Below are 20,165 nucleotides of genomic sequence, written 5' to 3' on the forward strand. Positions count from 1 at the left end.
CGGCTTAGCAGCACAGGCATGCCTTGCGCTTATTATAATTTTTATAAAAGTGATTATACGCCGAACATTCAGGCTTTAAAAGCATTGATTACTATAGTTTAATACTATTTTTATAACATTACAGCATGTATTGGTACGAGGATGAGGTTAAACGCCTTGAAAAGGACAGACTTAAGCTGCACTATGAACCTGAAACGCTGTTTTATGGTAGTTCGACCATACGGCTTTGGAACAGCTTATACGAAGACTTTGCTCACTTAAAGCCTGTTAACCTTGGCTTTGGCGGTTCAACCTTGGCAGCTTGTGTTTGGTTTTTTGATAGAATAATGATGGCCTATAAACCTAAACAATTGGTTGTGTACGCCGGCGACAACGACTTGGGAGATGGACGGCACCCCGAAGAGGTATTTATTTTTTTTAAGCAAATGGTGGTTATGGCTGCTGAGCGCTTCGGCAATATACCTTGTTACTATGTATCGTTAAAGCCCAGCCCGGCGCGGTGGCAAATTGCCGAGAGCTTTAAATACGCAAACAACCTTATTGAGAATGAAATTGTGAAGCAACAAAACAACTGGCGCTTCATTAATATATTTAGACCGATGCTTGATGTTGGCGGCAGACCACGGCATGAGCTTTATGCTGATGACAACCTGCACTTAAGCCAGCAGGGATATGAGGTTTGGAAGCATGTAATTGGAAGCAGTCTTTAATTCAGTGCTAACATGCCATTTATGCGGAGGTAATATTAAATAGGGACATTTCTATCACATTTTAATTGAAGCTCGAATATAAATGGAAAGAGCATATCATAAATGGCATAGTCCTGCGCTGCAGCGCGACATGGAATTGCTTGTTTTCGGGCATGCAGGCCGTGCCGTTGTTTTTTTTCCAACACGTATGGCCCGCTTTTATGATTATGAGAACTGGGGCATTATAGGTTCATTATTTGAGAAAATTGAAGCGGGGCAGCTCCAGCTTTTTTGCGTTGACAGTGTTGATGCCGAAAGCTTTTATAACAAAAGCATTAGTCCTGCTTTACGTATACAACGGCACCTACAATATGAATCATACATCATCAATGAGGTTATCCCTTTTATAAAGGTTTGTAACGCTGATGGATGTATTGAGGCAGCGGGCTGTAGCATGGGGGCCTATCATGCACTCAATATTGCATTCAGGCACTCAACTATTTTTAAAAGGGTTGTGTCTATGAGTGGCCGTTATGATTTAACAGTTCAACTGCCTGATTATAATGACTTATTTGACGGCTATCATGATGATGATATTTATTTTAACATGCCGCAGCAATACATTGCCAACCTTACCGACAGTTACCTGCTAAATAACCTGAGCCTTATGGATATTACCTTAGTAATAGGTAATGATGATCCGTTTTGTCCCGGCAACCAGCAATTTAATCAACTGCTTTGGTACAAAAATATTCCGCACCACTTTTTTATTTGGGAAGGCAATGCACATAAGCCAAAGTACTGGCGCGAAATGGTTAAGCTATACCTGTAGGCAGTTGAAGCCAAAATGTACTCCCCTGCCCCATTACACTTTCAACCCATATTTTTCCGTTGTGCCGCGCAACTATTTCATGTGAAATGTAAAGCCCTATACCCAGGCCAGATATATGAGGATTAAGTTCTTCTACTCTGAAAAACCTTGAAAATATTTGCGAAAATTTCTCTTCTGGTATACCAATGCCAAAATCGCGAATACCGATAGTAACCTTATCATCTTCAAATTCCATACTCACTTCTACCTTACTGGCACCATGCGAGTATTTAATTGCATTGGTTAATAAATTAATGAGTACCTGCTCAATCCTGTGTGGATCGCCGTGAATATTTACGTTTTCGATTACTGATTTCAGGACTATTTGATGAGTTGTATGCGACAGCTGGATAAGCTCAATTACATCATCAAGCAAAGTACCTATATTAAAGACCTGGTTTACAAACTGTAGCTTACCTGCTTCTATTTTTGAAACATCAAGCAAATCAGACACTAATGCGTTCAGTTTTTTAACCTGCTGTATGGTTTTAGTAACAAACTTACGGCTGCCTTCATTTTTCTCGGTTCTGTCTAATATTTGCAGGTAACCGTTTATACTTGTTAAAGGTGTTTTCAACTCATGGCTTGCCAAACCAATAAATTCATCTTTCTTCTCATTAAGGAATTTCACCTCTTCATACAAACCTGCATTATCAATACCAATAGCAGCCTGCGCAGCAATCGGTATTACAATATCCTCATGCTCGGCAGTAAATTTACCCTCTTCCGCATGTTCGAAAAACAAAACGCCAATTACTTCACCTAATCTTGAAACAACCGGCACGGTAAGGCAACTTACCAAAGACGTTTTATTGTTTAAGCCTAAACCACTAAAAAGATTTGAAAGTAACGCAGACGAATTCTGCTTAAAATTTGCTACTCTTAAAACCTGAGGATTTGAAAAAAGCGGGCTGGTTAAAATTTGTTCGTTATTGTATTGTTGTTTTGTGGTGTTATGTGCGTAGGAGCAAACAAGGTCAAAGTGGCCATTTGAATTGGCTTTTTTATAAAAGAAGGTACCGGCTTGTGCTGCTGTAAGCTCGGTAGTAGCATCTATTACCTTTTGTAGTATCTTGTTTAAATCAAGCTCATCAGATATTTGCTTTATTACCTGATTTATAACCTCTAGCCTACGGGCATATTCGGCCATTGCATCTTCAGCCTGCTTTTGCGTACTTATGTCACGTGCAATTTTTGACGCGCCAATAATATTTCCCGATTCATCTTTTATGGGCGAAACAGACAATGATATAGGAATTTCTTTACCATGCTTGGTAACCCTTATAGTTTCAAAATGCTCTACACGATTTCCTTGCGCAATTTGTCCAATTATGTACTCCTCTTCAGATAGGCGCGACATTGGTATGAGCATTGAAATATGCTTCCCAATAGCTTCGGCCTGGGTATAACCAAACATTCGCTCGGCGGCTTTATTCCAACTGGTGATGATACCCTGCAAGGTTTTGCTTAAAATGGTATCGTCTGACGAATCAACAATGGCAGCTAAACGTGCCTGTTTACTTATGTTACCTTCCTCGTGGGTTACATCAATAAGGGTAACGATGATGCCTTGAAGGGTTCTATTTTCTTCAAACTGAGGTACACAGTGTGATCTCATTTTTATACGGCTGCCATCGGGCCTTTGCATAATGATGACCTGTTCAACTATTTGACCTTGTTCAGCGGCTCGAGCCATTGGGCTTAATCCAGCCGGAAGCGGCTCATTGTGGTGATCGTAAAACTTACAGCTTGGACACCATTGGTCTTTACCGGTAACGGGTGCAAAACCCCATAAAGTTTTTGCGGCATTGTTGAATGCAGTGATATACCCTAATGCATTGCATGTATAAATAGCTACTGGTATGCTTTCGAGCATATTGTTGTAGTTTAAACTATTACTGGTGAATCCTGATACCGGCGATGGCACCCGATTACCTGAAGAATTATCGATCATTATGCAGGCAAATCTTATACTCCTTTAAGGAATAAAAGATACAAAATTAAACAAAGTAGTTGTAATATCAACCTGAGTTAAGCATTTATGTTTTACCAGTTTGCACATTAATTTAAGCGATTAACTAATTGGGATTGTGTTTATAAAATATAAACAAAGTGAACCGGCTAAAACAACAAAGGCGCGGTAACTTACCGCGCCTTTGTTGTTTTATATTGAATTTATTTAGTATCTGTAGTATTCAGGTTTAAACGGACCTTCAACTGTTACACCAATATATTCAGCCTGATGCTGATCAAGTTCTTCCAGCTCTACGCCAATTTTGGCTAAGTGCAGGCGTGCTACTTTTTCATCAAGATGTTTAGGCAAGGTATAAACTTTGTTTTCATACGCACCACCGTTAGTCCAAAGCTCTAACTGGGCTAAAGTTTGGTTAGTGAACGAGTTTGACATTACAAAGCTTGGGTGGCCTGTAGCACAACCCAGGTTAACTAAACGACCTTCGGCCAAAACAATAACGTCTTTACCGTCAATTGTATATTTATCAACCTGTGGTTTAATTTCAACCTTAGTGTTACCGTAAGTACCGTTTAACCAAGCCATATCAATCTCATTGTCAAAGTGGCCAATGTTACAAACGATAGCTTTATCTTTTAAAGCACGGAAGTGCTGCTCGCGTACAATATCACAGTTACCTGTTGCGGTTACAACAATATCAGCCTCGGCAATAGCGGTTGAAAGCTTTTTAACTTCAAAACCTTCCATCGCAGCTTGTAATGCACAAATAGGATCAATTTCAGTAACAATAACACGTACGCCTGCGTTGCGTAATGAATCGGCAGAACCTTTACCTACGTCACCATAACCACAAACAACAGCTACTTTACCAGCCATCATTACGTCGGTAGCACGACGGATAGCGTCAACCAATGACTCACGGCAACCGTATTTATTGTCAAATTTTGACTTGGTTACCGAATCGTTAATGTTGATTGCCGGAATTGGCAAAGTACCATTTTTAACGCGCTCATATAAACGGTGAACACCGGTAGTAGTTTCTTCCGATAGTCCTTTAATAGCACTAACCAGTTCAGGATACTGATCTAGTACCATATTGGTTAAATCACCACCGTCATCTAATATCATATTTAGAGGGTTACGCTCTTCACCAAAGAACAACGTTTGCTCTATACACCAGTTAAATTCTTCTTCGGTTAAACCTTTCCAGGCATAAACAGAAACACCAGCCGCAGCAATTGCAGCAGCTGCATGATCTTGTGTTGAAAATATATTACATGATGACCAGGTAACTTCAGCACCTAATTCAACCAATGTTTCAATTAATACAGCAGTTTGAATAGTCATGTGCAAACAGCCTGCTATACGTGCACCGGCCAACGGCTTTGATGCACCAAATTCAGCACGTAATGCCATTAAACCAGGCATTTCGGCTTCAGCCAGTTCTATCTCTTTGCGGCCCCAATCGGCCAGCGACATATCTTTTACTTTGTATTTAACGTAAGTGGTCTCTACTGATGACATACTTTTTAATTTTGAAATGCAAAAATAGGCAATAACAAGGTGTTAAACAAACACATAAGCGCAAGCCTGTTTATAAATGATATTGCAATGAAACAAAGATTTATATTTGTACATCTTTCATGAATCTTCAGCAAAAAATTATTTCGGCGCGCAAAAAACAGGGTTTAACGCAAGAACAACTGGCCGACTTATGCAAGGTTACTGTGCGTACCATTCAGCGTATTGAGTGCGGCGACAGCACTCCCCGCAGCTATACCCTTAATGCTTTGGCTACTGCATTGAATATTCCTTTTGAAGAATTTGCACAACCTGCAACAACACCAACACATGAACAAACGCTGCAGGCTCCTGATGATGCGGCGGAAAGTATGAATTTCCTAAAAATGCTATGTCTTTCATGCTTCAGTTACCTGGTTATTCCATATATACACTTTTTAATACCTGCTTATTTACTCCGGCAACAACAAGTGCAAAATAAACAGGTTAAAAACCTGGCTCGTAAAATAATTAGGCAGCAGGTTTTTTATATCGTGCTTACCTCCGGTTTACTACTTGTAACGTTAGCTTACAACCTTGCACAGGCAGCCTTACATCATAAAGGTTATATTATAAGTTACCTTGCGGTATTCTTTATTTTGTATGGAGCAAATGCAGTTTTAATTGTAAGCAATTACATCAACGTACAAAAGCTAAAAAACGCATAAACATTACTTTAAAGCCAATTACTGCATAATGTCGGGTAAATGTCGGGTGTGTAAACAGGCACATACATCTACATTTACGGCATCAATAATACAATATGCATTTAATTAGTTTTTTAAAAAGAGGCCTGTTTATAGCCTTTCTTATGGTGGCGGTTTCAACATCTGGCTACTGCCAAAGCACGCCCCAAAAAGCAAACCAACTAAACATTCCTGATAGTGATTTAACCATACATTTTAAATGGCAGGGTGATACCACAGCAATAGGCTTTGAGCCGTATGCCGTACTGCTGATACCTGTTAAGTTGCCCCATTGCGCAAAGCAGTTCTATATGCAATTTGATTTGGGTGCTCCGCAATCAGTAATGTATTCAGGGAAAATAGCGGCTATACATAATAAATATCCTAAAAGCGTTGGCCGGCAAGATTCCACTAAACTCATCAGTCAGCAATTGATAATAAGCAACACCACTCTATCAACTGCCAGTATTGCCATTAAAGCCTTCGGTAATAACAATATTAACTGGACTGATAAAAACAGTGTAGAGGTTATTGGCACCATAGGTGTAGATTTTTTGCAAGACAAGTGTATTACTTTTAATTACCCTAAAAGCACAATATATCTTACTGCTCAACTACCGCAAGCTTTTGAAGAGAAAACAACACTCACAAACTTCATGCTTGTACAAAACAGCATTTTGCTGCCTGTAACGCTGCAAGGCAAACGCACAATGTTATTTTTCGATACAGGCTCAAGCGCCTTTGAATTGCTTACCAGCAAACAAATTTGCCTATCATTAGCAAAGCCTGGTACACAGCCCAAACAATACGAGGTATCATCATGGGGGCGTATGTTAACTGCTAACGTTTATGCAACCAATGACAGCCTAATTATTGCCGGCCAAAAACTACCCATTAAAAGAGCTACCTACATGGAGGGCGCCAGCGATAGCCAGGCAGATAGAATGATGAAACTTGGCATGGGTGGCATGACAGGTAACAAGCTATTTATAAACAGTGTACTGTTTATAAATATGAAAGCAAAAAAGTTCGGTGTTATATCAAACCCTTAACCGGGTGTAAAATATTAAGGGCATCTTGCCCGCGCAAAATGCCCTTAATATTTATTTTTACAATGCTTAATTTAAGCTTAAATACTGTTTAGGGTTTACAGCCTTACCGTTACGGCGTACCTCGTAATGCAAATGAGGACCGGTTGACCGGCCTGTTGAACCAACTTTACCTATAAGCTGTCCAACGTTTACACGCTGCCCCTCACGTACATTAATGCGTGATAGGTGTCCGTACCATGTTTCAATATTGTCGGTATGCCTTATTTTAACGCAGTTTCCATAACCGCCCGCACGCCCGCTGAAAACCACTTTGCCGCTGGCGGTGCATTTAACCGGGTCGCCCATGCGGCCTTTAAAATCAAGCCCGGGATGAAACTCGCTGCGGCCGTCTCCAAATGGATTGCCCCTGCTGCCAAAGAAAGAAGTGAACCCGCTTACACGCGGATAGCCCATTGGCATACGTGCAATGTTATCAACAAGTTTATCTAGGTAGCGGTTGTAACGGCTGTACACATCTAAGTGAGCGCCCTTGGTTTCCTTACGGGCATTGATTTTATTAGTTTTAAAAGCTATGCTACGCAGCCCACGCTTAGTAAGGTAGTTGTTTATTTTACTGAGTTTTGATTGTATGCTTTCAATGTAGGTAAGCGCTTTGTGGCTGGTACTGTCATGCGAGGCCGAAATAAGGTCAAGCCTTTCAGAACCTTCACTTAACTGATCCTGCAAAGCCTCAACCTGGGCCATTAAACGTCCGTTCTCTGCTTCCTGCATTTTAGTACGCTTGTTTAGCTGAAACACGGTTACCATTAAAACGGCAATAAGCGAAAAGCATACGGCCGTAACAGTTTTTAACCGGGTAAAGTAAATAGTTTTCACCTGTAACAAACGCTCGCGCAAGCCGGGATTATTCAAAGCACGTTCCCTGCTTAAATTATTTTGTTTTAAGCTCATTCAATAGTTCCTTAATATCTCAATTACTTAGAGGGAGATTTTAAACAAATAGATTATTTTGCCGCATTATACGGCAGTTGACAAACGATGGTTAAAATCAAACGTCAAGATAGTGTTAATATTTTAGTACCTGCAAATAATTAAGGCAGGTTTTAATATTTTTGTAACTCATAATTTAAAACTAACGCAATGTATCCAGAATATTTAGTTGCTCCTATGCGGGCTGATTTAACCACTGCCGGCTTTGCTGAGCTTAAAGATGCCGACGAGGTAAAAAACGCTATTGAAAGCGAAGGAACCGTATTTGTTATGGTAAATTCGGTTTGTGGTTGTGCTGCTGCAATGGCCCGCCCGGCTGCAAAATTAGCCGTTCAAAATCAAAAACATCCTGATAAGCTGGTAACAGTATTTGCAGGCATGGAAAAGGATGCTGTTGATGAGGCCCGTCGTTTGATGTTGCCTTACCCGCCATCATCACCGGCTATGGCTTTATTTAAAAACGGCAAATTAGTACACATGATAGAGCGCCATCAAATTGAGGGCAGACCGGCTCAAATGATTGCCGATAACCTGATTGATGCTTTTGATCAGCACTGCTAATCAGACAAAATATTTCTTTTAAAAATCCGGCTCGCAAGGCCGGATTTTTTATTTTCAGTTAAAAAAAATACTGATATTGGCTGCATAGTAAATTAGCTCATACTGTTAAACTATTATATGACTTTAAACAAACCTTTGGCGCATGCAGTTGCCTGCTTCTGCGTTGCCGTTTTAGCTTTACCGGCTTTAGCCCAAACCGGTGAAAAAGCCCCCGAATCGCCTAACCTTAAAATTTACCGCGCAACTCCCGAAAAAATCAACGACCTGGTACACACCAAGCTTGATGTACGCTTTGATTATAAAAAACGCTTTTTATACGGCAAAGAGTGGATTACGCTTAAACCGCACATGTACCCTACTGATAGCTTAAGGCTTGATGCTAAAGGTATGGATGTAAAGAGCATTGCCATTGTTAGCAACGGCAAAAACACGCCGCTTAAGTTTTCTTATGACAGCCTTTCGCTTGCCATTAAGCTAGACCGCGTTTACCGTAATAACGAAAAGTACGTTGTTTATATTGACTACACCTCAAAACCCGACCAGCTGAAAGCAGCGGGCAGCCTGGCCATAAGTGATGCAAAGGGCTTATACTTTATTAACCCCGATAGCGCTGTGAAGGACAAACCGGTTCAAATATGGACTCAGGGCGAAACTGAAAGCTCATCGGCATGGTTCCCTACCATTGATAAGCCTAACCAAAAAACCACCCAGGAAATTTACATGACTGTGCCGTCAAAGTATGTGACACTTTCAAACGGCAAATTAACAACGCAAAAAAACAACGGTAACGGTACCCGTACCGATTACTGGAAACAAGATTTACCTCATTCACCGTACTTGTTTATGATGGCTGTGGGTAACTTCAAAATTCAGAAAGACACCTGGAAAGGCAAAGAGGTTAGCTATTACCTTGAGCCTAAATATGCTCCTTATGCCAAAACCATATTTGGTTACACACCAGAGGCCATTGAGTTTTACTCAAAAACTTTAGGAGTTGATTACCCTTGGGCAAAGTATGCACAAATTGTAGTGCGTGATTATGTAAGCGGAGCAATGGAGAACACCTCAGCTACGCTACATGGTGATTATGTACAAGGCACCGCACGCCAGTTTCTTGATCGCTATTATGCAACCTCGCAGGGCGAAAGCACGGTTGTGCATGAGCTTTTTCACCAATGGTTTGGTGACTATGTAACGGCCGAAAGCTGGAGCAACTTAACTGTAAACGAATCATTCGCTGATTTTAGTGAAACCATGTGGGCCGAGTACAAATATGGTAAAGATGAAGGTGAAGCCCACATTAACGGTGATAGGCGTCAGTACTTAAACAGCGGCGAAGTTGCTGCGGCCAAAAATCTTGTTCGCTTCCATTATAACGATAAGGAGGACGTGTTTGACGTAGTTACTTATCAAAAAGGCGGATCGATACTTTATATGCTACGCAACTTTTTAGGTAACGATGCTTTCTATAAAGGACTAAACATTTACCTTAAAACCAATGCGTTTAAAAATGGTGAAGCCCACCAGCTACGTTTAGCACTTGAAGAAGCGAGTGGTAAAGACTTAAGCTGGTTCTTTAACCAGTGGTATTACAACTCAGGTCATCCGGTGCTGAATATTACTTACGGGTGGGATGCAGCTAAAAAAACACAGTCGGTATACTTGCAGCAAAGTCAAACCGGCAATGCGTTTAAACTACCAATGGCGGTTGATATTTATACCGGTGATAAGAAAGTACGCCACATGGTTTGGATGCGTGATAAAACCGATACGCTGACATTTAAACTTGATGCCAAACCAGATTTGGTTAACGTTGATGGCGACAAAATGCTTCTTGCCAAAAAAACTGACAACCACACGCCTGGGGAATTTCTACACATGGCCATGCATGCGCCGTTATACATGGACCGTTTTGAAGCCTTAACCTGGGCCGAAGCACAGCGCTCTGACAATGCGATTGCACGCCAGATAATTATTGCTGCGCTTAAAGACAAATACTACGGCTTACGCCTTAAAGCTTTAAAGGCGCTTAAGCTCACGAACGATGATGTAAAAAAAGCCGCCTTACCATTGCTTGCTACCATGGCAAAAAGCGATGCCAACAATTTGGTAAAGGCCGGTGCATTAACCGCTTTAGGCACATTAAAATCTGCTGATAATAATGCATTGTTCAAGCAATCATTAAGCAGCCAATCATACGCAGTACAGGCAGCAGCCCTTGAGGGCTTAAGCCAGCTTGATCCTACAGGCAGCCTATCTATTGCTAAAGGTTTGGAAAAAGACAGTGAAGGCGAATTGGCTCAAACTATTGTAAATACATATGCAACAAACGGCTCAGATGCTGAATGGCCTTATGTAAGCCGCAAATTTGAAGAGGCTGACATTCAAGGAAAATTTGCATCAATACGTAAAGTTGCTGCCTTTATTGGTCGTTTGAAAAGTTCGGAGTATGCACGTCAGGGTATTGATCAAATACGCAGTACCGGTGTACGTTACAAGCAGTATGGAATTGCGCCTGCAGTTACTCAAATACTGGAGGGCATTAAAGCTCAGCGTAGCGGTGATGAAGCTTCTGTAAAAGCTGTTGATGCAGCAATAAAAGAACTGCGATAATTAAAATTCATTAAAATCAAACGGCTGCCCTTAAGGCAGCCGTTTTTTGTTTGAGTAATGCAGCATTTGCTGCTTGAGTAGTTATATAGTTTTTAGGGGAAAGGGCACAATTAAAGAACAAGTGAGCTAAATTACTGTTATCAAAAATAGCTTCAAAAAAACTGTTTAAAAGATTGTTGTAATAAACACCGTTCGGAAAACACCGAAACGGTGCTTTGATATTCGCAAAGGTCAGTTAAATGCGTAAATCTTGACGCAATAGTATAAATATAACAACAGTTATCAAAATTTTTTATTCAATTTTAAATTTATTAATAATTTATGATTCAAATTATCAAAAACTGTTATTAAATTACGACAAACTTATAATTTCTCAGTTTCTGTATGTGTAAATTTCCAATCGCTTATGTATAAATCGGCGCATTTTAACGATTACAATGCCATTAATGGCGTTTGGGACGAAATGTATAGCGAAAATTCAACCATTCGCAATCATTATCAAAAGGTAATTAGCTACCTTTCTAACGAATCTACCGATAATCTCAATAAAAAAGAGGAATTGGCGCGTCGCCTGTTCATGACGCAGGGAATAACATTCACTGTTTACAATAGCGGCGAGGGTATAGAAAAAATATTTCCTTTCGATATTATTCCGCGCATAATTACCGCTCCTGAATGGAAGCTGGTTGAACGGGGCATAAAACAGCGTCTTACAGCACTTAACTTGTTCTTAAAAGATGTTTACCATAACCAGTTCATCATTAAAGATGGTATTGTACCAATTGACGTAATCTATTCATGTCCGCACTTTTTGCGCGAAATGTACAAGCTTGACGTACCTTATGATATTTACGTACATATTGCGGGCATTGACCTTATTCGCGATGAAAAAGGCACATTTTACGTACTTGAAGACAATTTGCGTACACCATCAGGAGTAAGTTACATGCTTGAGAACCGTGAGATTACCAAGCGGCTGTTTCCTGATTTATTGCCGCAATGCAATGTGCGCAGCGTAACAGAGTACCCTACAATTTTGTATAAAAACCTGATGGCGCTATCGCCGCGGCGCATCAGTAACCCTACGGTGGTATTGCTTAGTCCGGGCATATATAACTCAGCTTATTTTGAGCACACTACCCTTGCCAGGCTAATGGGCGTTGAGTTGGTTGAAGGGCGCGACCTTGTTGTAAACAATCACAAAGTTTACATGAAAACCACAACAGGCCTGCAACAGGTTGATGTAATATACCGCCGGGTTGACGATGACTTTTTAGATCCGCTTGTGTTTAACCCTAAAAGCGTGTTAGGTGTGGCTGGTTTAATGAGCGCTTACCGCAAAGGCAATGTAGCCATTGTAAATGCCATTGGTAACGGCGTTGCCGATGATAAGGCCATTTACAGCTACGTGCCCGAAATGATAAAGTATTATTTAAATGAGGAGCCTATTTTAAAAAACGTGCCTACTTACCAGTTACGTAATGATGATGAGCGTGAATATACTTTTGCCAACATTAATACCATGGTAGTGAAAAAAACCAACGAAAGCGGCGGGTACGGCATGCTTATGGGCCATGCGGCAAGCGAGCAGGAAATAGATGACTATAAAAAGGAAATACTAAAAGAACCTCGCAATTTTATAGCCCAGCCCACAATTAGCTTATCAGCTGCACCGTGCTACCTGCAGGGAGCATTACAACCCCGCCGTATTGATTTACGCCCCTATGCGCTTTGCGGCCCCGATGGTATTGAAATAGTACCAGGCGGACTTACCCGCGTAGCGCTTAAAGAAGGATCACTGGTGGTAAACAGCTCGCAGGGTGGCGGCAGTAAGGATACATGGGTGCTTATGTAAGCATTGGCAAATAAGATTATCAACCAAATTAAGTAAATAAGAAAAGCTCTTTTAAGTGGGCATAACATATGTTAAGTAGAGTAGCAGCAAGCTTTTTTTGGCTGAGCAGATATATTGAGCGCAGCGACGGCATTTTGCGCATGTTGAAAATAAATTACGCATCATCGCAGGATGCAGTGCGAGAGTTTACATGGGAACCGGTTATACGCATATATTCGGGTGTCGACGATGAATTGACAAGCAAGCTGCATAACGACAGCCGGGCGGTGCTTAGCTACATGGTTAGCGGTCGAAACAACCCTAATTCAATTACTAATATGATTACCCTGGCCCGCGAAAATGCCCGCAGTGTACAGGAACATATTACGCGCGATTTATGGCAGTGTCTAAACGAATATTATCATTGCGTTAAAGATCCGAGCATAAATCAACGCCTGATGGAAGATGACCCCATTAGTGTACTGGATGTTTTGATAAAGCAAATTATGCTATACTATGGCACGGCCGAAATTAGCATGGAACGCGGACAAGGACGTAGCTTTATGAATATTGGCAAGTACCTTGAACGCAGTATACAGGCAGTTGACATTCTTGATGTAAAATTTGGTTCGGTAAACGCAAACCCCGATTTATTGACCGACACTACTTACTGGAAACATTTGCTGCAATCATTAGGTGGTTACGAGCTTTATCTTAAAACCTACCGCGACGGAATTGAAGCTCAAAATGTGATGGAGCTGATTATTTTAAATGATGATTTTCCCCGGTCGGTAATTTATTCGGCTAATAACATTCACCGCTATTATGACAGATTAAAAAATGAAAGCCATTTAAGCAATCACCGGAACATTGCTTTCCAAATTGGTAAACTGCAAAGTTTTATACAATATAGTTCGGCACAAAGCATACGCCAGGTGGGCTTGCACCAATTTTTAACTCAAATACGGCAAGACTTATTTGCCATTGGCACATCAATGAATGAACATTACTTTGCCAATTATTAATTCAATTAGCTATGCCTGAATTTAAAATACAGCATATAACCCGTTATACCTACGAGGGCCTCGTACGCGATAGTGCGAATCAAATTATCCTCTATCCTATTACCGATGTTGCACAGGAGGTATTAAAACACGACCTTACAATTACGGGCAATCCGGTGGTTGATACGCATATTGATTACTATGGTAACCAAGTAGGCAGCTTTACTTATCTTGAAAAGCACAGCCGCCTGGTAATAAATTCTGAAGTGATTGTTGTAACGCACCCTAAAGAGCTTCCGGCTGATGATATTGCGGCAGATGAGCAGTGGCAAATGCTTGCCTCGGTACAGTTCATCGTACCATATATTGACTTTTTAAAGCCTGAATACTTCGAATCGTTACCAGAGCTTATAACTACCATTGAAAGTGAAAGGTTACAGGGTGAAACGCCTTACCAAACCGCATTGCGTTTTGCCGGCTATATTTACAAAAACATCAAATACCTGCCCGGCGTAACAACGGTTGAAAGTACACTTGACGAAGTTTGGAAACTAAAAGCCGGTGTATGCCAGGATTTTGCGCATCTCTTTATACAGATATTGCGCCTGCTGAAAATTCCGGCAAGATATGTAAGCGGCTATATATGCCCCAACCATAACGGTATGCGTGGCGAAGGTGCTACCCATGCCTGGGCCGAAGTATTTATACCTAATTATGGCTGGATTGGCATCGATCCTACGAATAATTGTGTGGCCAATGAAACTCATGTACGCCTTGCCGTAGGCCGCAACTTTTCAGACTGCTCGCCGGTTAAAGGTGTTTACAAGGGCAACTCAGGCCATATGCTTGAAGTAAAGGTAAGCGTTGAATATAAAGGCTTGCCGTCTTCCGAGCCCGAAAACCTGATACCGACCAATCAATTTATTCAAACAATAGAGTCGGAGCCTTTTACAACAAACAGCTACCGACGCTACCAGGAAATAATGCTGATGCAACAGCAACAACAGCAGCAGTAATATTTTAATAAAAGAGAAAAGGCCGTTATTATTAACGGCCTTTTCTCTTTTAAACTGAAAATTCTATTTTTTAGGAACGAGACTTTTTAACCAAACCACCAGGTCGTAAGCAGCTTTATCGTTTTCAAAATTCAGGTTAGCCGGTAATCGCCCGTTGGTGTACTCATCATACAGCCACGGATCGGCAATAGCTATCACATGCCCTTTACCATGCATGGCAGTGGCTATCAGCGTTGCTCCGGCAGCGTTCTTAAGCACAGGGCGTGCGTTACCGCTTGTAGCAATTGAGCAGGCATCCTTCATATAAATTTTCTTTGATGTTTTGAAAACCGGGTTGTCTTTGATAAAAACCCCACCATCTTCAAAATGGTTATCATCAATCACATGGTTTTGAATATCATCATTAAAATGCATTCCAAACACTGCAGCTAATTCGTTATAGTGTTTAAACTCCACATTAGCACTATCGTTAGCAAACATTACCAACACACCACCTTTTTTAACCCAGGCGTCTATGTTTTGAATATCAGCCGGCATTATATAATTAGGAGCAGGATTTTCCTTTTTGCTATCAGGATCAACTATAATGTAAACATCTGTACCTTTTAAATTCGCCGCGGTTGGTGCTGCATTTAACGAGTTTAGCTTAAAGCCCTGGCTTTTGAAAACATCTCCCAAAACAGAGAATCCGTTGTAGTCCTTTTCTTCCCAGATGTAGTGAAAACGCTCTGGTTGTCCCTGGCTGTTTTTCCTTGTTTCGTGGTTAAAATGATAATCGAGAGTTACGGTTTGAGCCTTGCAGTTGACCGCTGTAAAGCCCAAAGCCATTAAAAATGCGTAACAATAATTGATCTTCATAGCAATGTTATAATCGTTAGCGGGCTAAACTATAACTTTTAGTTTATAAACCGTTAAGTGCTATTCAATTTTACAAATCAATCTTCCAGCTGCTTGCTGTCTTTCTCTTTATCTTCATGTATTTTCCGGGTACGATCCTCGGCTTTTTTCACTTCATCGCGCTCGCTTATAGGCTCATCTGTTTTCAAGCTCTCTTCATTTTCTTCAGCACCTTTAATCGGTTTTTTATCGCTTTCATGATTTGCCATAATTCAAAAATTAAATAAGTTACTTTAATGAGTAACGTGACACCAGTCAGGCAGTTTTAATTAATTAATTTCTACGCTTATTCCTGCTAAGAATAATAAAGGTAAAACCTAATGCGACCACTGACGTTTTTAACTTCAGATTAATAAACTTATCTACATTATGGAAACTATAGAAAAATCAGTAGAAATAATTAACGATTTAATAGAGATTAACAACGATCGTGCAGACGGATTTCAAAAAGCCTTGAAAGATTTAGAAGGTGGTGAGTCTGATCTGAAATCATTATTTGAAGAATACAGCAGCCAAAGCCGTCAGTTTTCACAAGAATTAACTGCATTAGCAGCACAACACGGTGGCGATACCGAAACCGGCAATAGCGTATCAGGCACATTACACCGCGCATGGATTGATGTAAAGGCATTGTTCACAGGCAGCGACCGTAAAGCAATTCTTGCTGAGTGTGAGCGCGGAGAGGATGCTATTAAAAAAGCATACCGTGAAGCCCTTGCAGAAGGCGTATTACCGGCAGAAGCAATTACATTAATAGCTAAACAAGCTCAGGCAATCGGTCAGTCACATGATCGTATTAAAGCATTACGTGATAGTGCACAATAATTTGCTGATAAGCATAAATAATAAAAGCCGCTAATGCGGCTTTTATTATTTTAAGAGATTTAAGACTCTAATTCTCATAAGCTTACTACGCAATTAAATACTCAAATTCAAACCTGCATAGTAGTTGCGCAAAGGTGCCGGGTTAAAAAACCTATTACCCACTGCATTCAAATCATTACCTAAGCTGTATTTTTGATTCAGCAAATTATCGGTACCTGCATATATATTTATTTTCACTTTGCTTGCAGCACGGTTTAGTTGTAAACCAGCTTTAGCTTGCAGCAAATTATATTTACTGGCGTAAACGGTGTTTGCATCATTAACCGGTAACCTACCAGTATAATTATGCTGAATGAACACGTAAACAGTTTTTGGGAACCGGAACTGCAAACTGCTTACCGCTACATTTTTGGGTACACCAGTTAAGCTATTCCCTGAGTAATTGTTATTGTTTACGTTGTAGTTTCTGAAATTAAAGTTATTATAGGTAAAGGCCTCATTAAACTGGATACCTCTTAAAAAGCCATTGGCTTTCAGTTGCATAATCCAGCTTGTAAAGCTTAATTCCACACCTAATTGTTTGGTGCCACCGGCATTTACAAAATAGTCAGTTTCATTGGCCAGACGTTGATTTACAATGGTGTTCCTAAGGCGGTAATAAAATACCGAAGCATCTAACATTAAACTTTCATCACTATTACGCACCCTTAAACCAGTTTCATAATTCCACCCTGTTTCGGGCTGGAGATTTATATTCACAACATTGTTGCTTGGCCTTACCTCAGCTATGGTTGGCGTTGAATACCCCCTGCTTACCGATGCGCGCCATATAAAATTATCGAGTATTTGGTACGATAATGCTATACGCGGCATTAACTGCGGATCAAAGTTTTTAGTGTTCCTTTCCTGCTCATTCAAAGGAAATATATTTTGGTACTTGTAGCTATAAAAGTTAAGGCTTAAAGCGGCTTCAATATTCAGTACCTGGAGTATTTTGGCTGCATAACGTGCAAATACAAAATGTTGGTTTGTGTTTACATTGTCAAAGGCCTGCGGTTTTCCTATCTCCCCCCTTTGATTATCGTAGTTGTTTATTGTTGCATTAGTTTGCTGCCATTCAGCTCCAAGGTTAACCTTCCAATCCATACTATTTGATGGCAAACCGACTAATTCAAAATAGGTTCTTCCACCGTAGGTGTTTTCATTACGTTGTTCGTAGTTTGTTATAAACGGGTTATTGAACTTTACGCGTGTTCCAAAAACAGATGCTACATTACGGATACGATCTGTTAACCGAACCTCGTTAACTAAACCACCAAATAAAACCTTTGTACTTATGCCTATATTTTGATCAATGGCTCCCGGTAAGGTAGCCGTTGCAGGGCGTGATGCACGCGGGTTACTATCAAATTGTGCCTGATTAAGCCCGCCCGGTGTTTGGTATTGTAAATCAGAGTAAAAGCCAAGTGCTTTCAGTTGGTTGGCTTGCCCGTAACTGTACCTATCAACTAACTGAAAATAGTGCCGCTGAAGGTAACTATGATCACGATAGCCATCATAAGTTTGATAAGCTTGCTTTATATCCAGTTGGTTTTTGCCCCATTTTTGGCTAACCCCGGCGTTTTGATGTATCAAGCCATATGAGCCAGCGTTAAAGTTTAAATCAACTTTGCTACTATCGTTTAATCGATTTACTGGGTTGATAATAACAACACCGCCCGAATTAGCACCAAAAAGGCTGCCATCAGGCCCCTTTAATACTTCTATACTGTGCAAACTGGCTACGTCCAGGGCGTTCAAATAACTGTTGCCACCGGCATCGGTAAGTGGAATTTCATCAAAATAGATTTTAACATTACGCACACCAAAAGGCGACCGCAGCAAACTCCCTCTTATAGACAGGCGGTAACTGCCCGGCGTACGCTCTTCCATACGTATTCCGGGCAATGTATTCATAGCGCTAACTAACGAGTTATTAGGCTGCAGGTTCAGTTGTTTGTTACTCAAAACACCAACAGAAGACGGCACATTGAAAATTCGTTGTTCTGATAAATATCCTCTTACAGTAACAGGCTCAATGGTACGGGAGCTATCCTGCATTTGCGCATATATATTTGAAGCCGAAAACAGGACAAAGGATAGAGTGGTAAGTTTTTTATACATAGGCACGGTTACACACAAAAACAAAAGTAGTCCTTTTACCTAAAGGACTACTTTTGTTAATTTATTAATTAAATGATGCGAGCTAACCCGCAAAAAATAAAACAGATCTTATTTTTCAGCACTTACGCGCCAAATTTTATTACCAGAGTCATCGGCCACCAATAGCGAGCCGTCTTTTGCTACAGCTACGCCAACCGGCCTGCCATAAACTTTGTTTTGTGCTGCATCAGCGATAAAGCCTGTTAAAAAGTCTTCGGGTTTGCCAGGCTTGCTTCCGTTAAACGGCACAGCTACAACTTTATAACCCACCAGCTTTGAGCTATTCCATGAACCATGCTGACCTACAAAAGCAGCGTTCTTATATTTTGAACCAAAACCATCGCCGTTATAGAAGGCCAGGCCTAATGATGCCGTGTGTGAACCTAATGCAACGTCAGGCACTAAAGTGCTCTTAACTAAATCAGGGCGTTGTCCTTTCAAACGAGGATCTTCATGCTGGCCAAAGTAAGCATATGGCCAACCGTAATAACCACCCTCTTTAACACTGGTTAAGTAATCAGGCACTAGCATATCTCCCAGTTCGTCACGCTCGTTAACGGCGGTCCAAATATTGCTTGTACCAGGGAAAAAGTCAATACCAACCGGGTTGCGTAAACCACCGGCATAAATTTTTTCGTCTGAGCCGTCGGCATTCACCACCAAAATATTTGCTCTGCGTGCTTCGTTGGCAATACCATGCTCGGCCACATTACTACCCGAGCCTACGGTTATATATAGCTTACTACTGTCTTTACTAACAAGCAGGTTGCGCGTCCAGTGGTTATTGTAACCACCGGCAGGGAGCTTAAGTACACGTTTTCCTTCGGCCGTAATGCGGGCATCTCCCGGTTTGTAAGGGTAACGCCATAAGCCATCTGTATTGGCTACGTAAAACCAGTTACCTATAACAGCCATACCAAATGGCTGGTTAAGTCCGCTTAAAAACAATCCTTTCTTATCAACCACGCCATCGCCGTTACTATCTCTGAAAATAACAATGGTGTTGGGGCTATCGCCCATGTTTTGTGATTTGGTTTTGCCCACAAGCGCCGAGCCTGCCTTTTTCAAACCTTTAGCCTCGGTAGTTGCCAGGGCAGCAAACACGTCGCCATTTGGAGCAACGTATATATTACGCGGATTATTTAAATCCTCTGCATAAAGGCTTACTTTGAAGCCTGCCGGAGCAGTAGGTGTTTTACCTTTAGGCCATCCTATTACTTCGCAAAAGTTTTTAACCGATTTGGTTTCGTAAGGTGCTGGTAAATTCACTTGCTGGCCAACCTTATCGGCAGTGGTATCGGCCATTGCCGGATCGGGCTTCTTGTTTTGCTGGCAGCTGCTAAAAACTGCACCCGCAGCAACGGCTACATATAGGAAGTTTCTGATTTTCATA

Annotated in this window: 17 protein-coding genes; 10 read left to right on the forward strand and 7 right to left on the reverse strand. The window is 41.0% G+C overall.

The window, feature by feature from the left end; translation table 11 throughout:
- The first annotated feature begins 125 nt into the window (after positions 1–125).
- Together GO816_RS15155 and GO816_RS15160 are read left to right on the forward strand one after the other, a co-directional pair.
- Complete coding sequence (locus GO816_RS15155; RefSeq protein ID WP_157542786.1) at positions 126–710, forward strand: GDSL-type esterase/lipase family protein; 585 nt, start codon at positions 126–128, stop codon at positions 708–710.
- Positions 711–792: 82 nt separating this feature from the next.
- Positions 793–1,521: an esterase family protein gene (locus tag GO816_RS15160; RefSeq protein ID WP_157542787.1), complete on the forward strand. Its 729-nt coding sequence runs from the start codon at positions 793–795 to the stop codon at positions 1,519–1,521.
- Here GO816_RS15160 and GO816_RS15165 read toward each other — a convergent pair.
- Both GO816_RS15165 and ahcY read right to left on the reverse strand, forming a co-directional pair.
- On the reverse strand, positions 1,505–3,514 hold the full coding sequence (locus GO816_RS15165) for a sensor histidine kinase (RefSeq protein ID WP_157542788.1): 2,010 nt from the start codon (positions 3,512–3,514) through the stop codon (positions 1,505–1,507). The genes GO816_RS15160 and GO816_RS15165 overlap by 17 nt on opposite strands.
- 225 nt (positions 3,515–3,739) lie before the next feature.
- Positions 3,740–5,056 carry an adenosylhomocysteinase gene (gene ahcY, locus GO816_RS15170; RefSeq protein ID WP_157542789.1) on the reverse strand — a complete coding sequence of 439 codons (1,317 nt, stop codon included), beginning with the start codon at positions 5,054–5,056 and terminating at the stop codon, positions 3,740–3,742.
- A gap of 119 nt (positions 5,057–5,175) precedes the next feature.
- On the opposite strand from ahcY, the gene GO816_RS15175 reads away from it, so the two are divergent.
- Both GO816_RS15175 and GO816_RS15180 read left to right on the forward strand, forming a co-directional pair.
- A complete protein-coding gene (locus tag GO816_RS15175) occupies positions 5,176–5,760 on the forward strand; it encodes a helix-turn-helix domain-containing protein (RefSeq protein WP_157542790.1) in 585 nt (194 codons plus the stop codon).
- Between the two features lie 95 nt (positions 5,761–5,855).
- Positions 5,856–6,830, forward strand: a complete 975-nt coding sequence (locus GO816_RS15180) for a hypothetical protein (protein ID WP_157542791.1) — start codon at positions 5,856–5,858, stop codon at positions 6,828–6,830.
- Between the two features lie 66 nt (positions 6,831–6,896).
- Here GO816_RS15180 and GO816_RS15185 read toward each other — a convergent pair whose 3' ends face one another.
- Positions 6,897–7,781, reverse strand: coding sequence for a M23 family metallopeptidase (locus tag GO816_RS15185; protein ID WP_157542792.1), 885 nt, complete (start codon positions 7,779–7,781; stop codon positions 6,897–6,899).
- Positions 7,782–7,970: 189 nt separating this feature from the next.
- On the opposite strand from GO816_RS15185, the gene GO816_RS15190 reads away from it, so the two are divergent.
- From GO816_RS15190 to GO816_RS15210, 5 genes are all read left to right on the forward strand, one after another.
- Complete coding sequence (locus tag GO816_RS15190; protein WP_157542793.1) at positions 7,971–8,381, forward strand: BrxA/BrxB family bacilliredoxin; 411 nt, start codon at positions 7,971–7,973, stop codon at positions 8,379–8,381.
- 117 nt (positions 8,382–8,498) lie between these two features.
- Complete coding sequence (locus GO816_RS15195; protein WP_157542794.1) at positions 8,499–10,994, forward strand: M1 family metallopeptidase; 2,496 nt, start codon at positions 8,499–8,501, stop codon at positions 10,992–10,994.
- A 406-nt stretch (positions 10,995–11,400) separates the two neighbouring features.
- Complete coding sequence (locus GO816_RS15200; RefSeq protein ID WP_157542795.1) at positions 11,401–12,849, forward strand: circularly permuted type 2 ATP-grasp protein; 1,449 nt, start codon at positions 11,401–11,403, stop codon at positions 12,847–12,849.
- Between the two features lie 68 nt (positions 12,850–12,917).
- Positions 12,918–13,853, forward strand: coding sequence for an alpha-E domain-containing protein (locus GO816_RS15205; RefSeq protein WP_157542796.1), 936 nt, complete (start codon positions 12,918–12,920; stop codon positions 13,851–13,853).
- A gap of 11 nt (positions 13,854–13,864) precedes the next feature.
- The gene (locus GO816_RS15210) at positions 13,865–14,848 is read left to right on the forward strand and encodes a transglutaminase family protein (protein ID WP_157542797.1); all 984 of its coding nucleotides are present in this window, start codon (positions 13,865–13,867) and stop codon (positions 14,846–14,848) included.
- 63 nt (positions 14,849–14,911) lie between these two features.
- Here the strand turns inward: GO816_RS15210 and GO816_RS15215 are convergent, their stop codons facing one another.
- A complete protein-coding gene (locus GO816_RS15215; protein WP_157542798.1) occupies positions 14,912–15,706 on the reverse strand; it encodes a DUF4350 domain-containing protein in 795 nt (264 codons plus the stop codon).
- Between the two features lie 77 nt (positions 15,707–15,783).
- Positions 15,784–15,954, reverse strand: coding sequence for a hypothetical protein (locus GO816_RS15220; protein ID WP_157542799.1), 171 nt, complete (start codon positions 15,952–15,954; stop codon positions 15,784–15,786).
- 160 nt (positions 15,955–16,114) lie between these two features.
- Between GO816_RS15220 and GO816_RS15225 the strand changes: the two genes are divergently transcribed.
- The gene (locus tag GO816_RS15225; protein ID WP_157542800.1) at positions 16,115–16,570 is read left to right on the forward strand and encodes a PA2169 family four-helix-bundle protein; all 456 of its coding nucleotides are present in this window, start codon (positions 16,115–16,117) and stop codon (positions 16,568–16,570) included.
- 93 nt (positions 16,571–16,663) lie between these two features.
- Here GO816_RS15225 and GO816_RS15230 read toward each other — a convergent pair whose 3' ends face one another.
- Positions 16,664–18,733, reverse strand: coding sequence for a TonB-dependent receptor (locus GO816_RS15230; protein WP_157542801.1), 2,070 nt, complete (start codon positions 18,731–18,733; stop codon positions 16,664–16,666).
- A 108-nt stretch (positions 18,734–18,841) separates the two neighbouring features.
- Positions 18,842–20,164, reverse strand: a complete 1,323-nt coding sequence (locus GO816_RS15235) for a PQQ-dependent sugar dehydrogenase (protein WP_157542802.1) — start codon at positions 20,162–20,164, stop codon at positions 18,842–18,844.
- Between the last annotated feature and the right edge of the window lies 1 nt (position 20,165).

It is taken from the genome of Mucilaginibacter aquatilis (genome assembly GCF_009755275.1).
GTDB classification, from domain to species: Bacteria; Bacteroidota; Bacteroidia; order Sphingobacteriales; family Sphingobacteriaceae; genus Mucilaginibacter; species Mucilaginibacter aquatilis.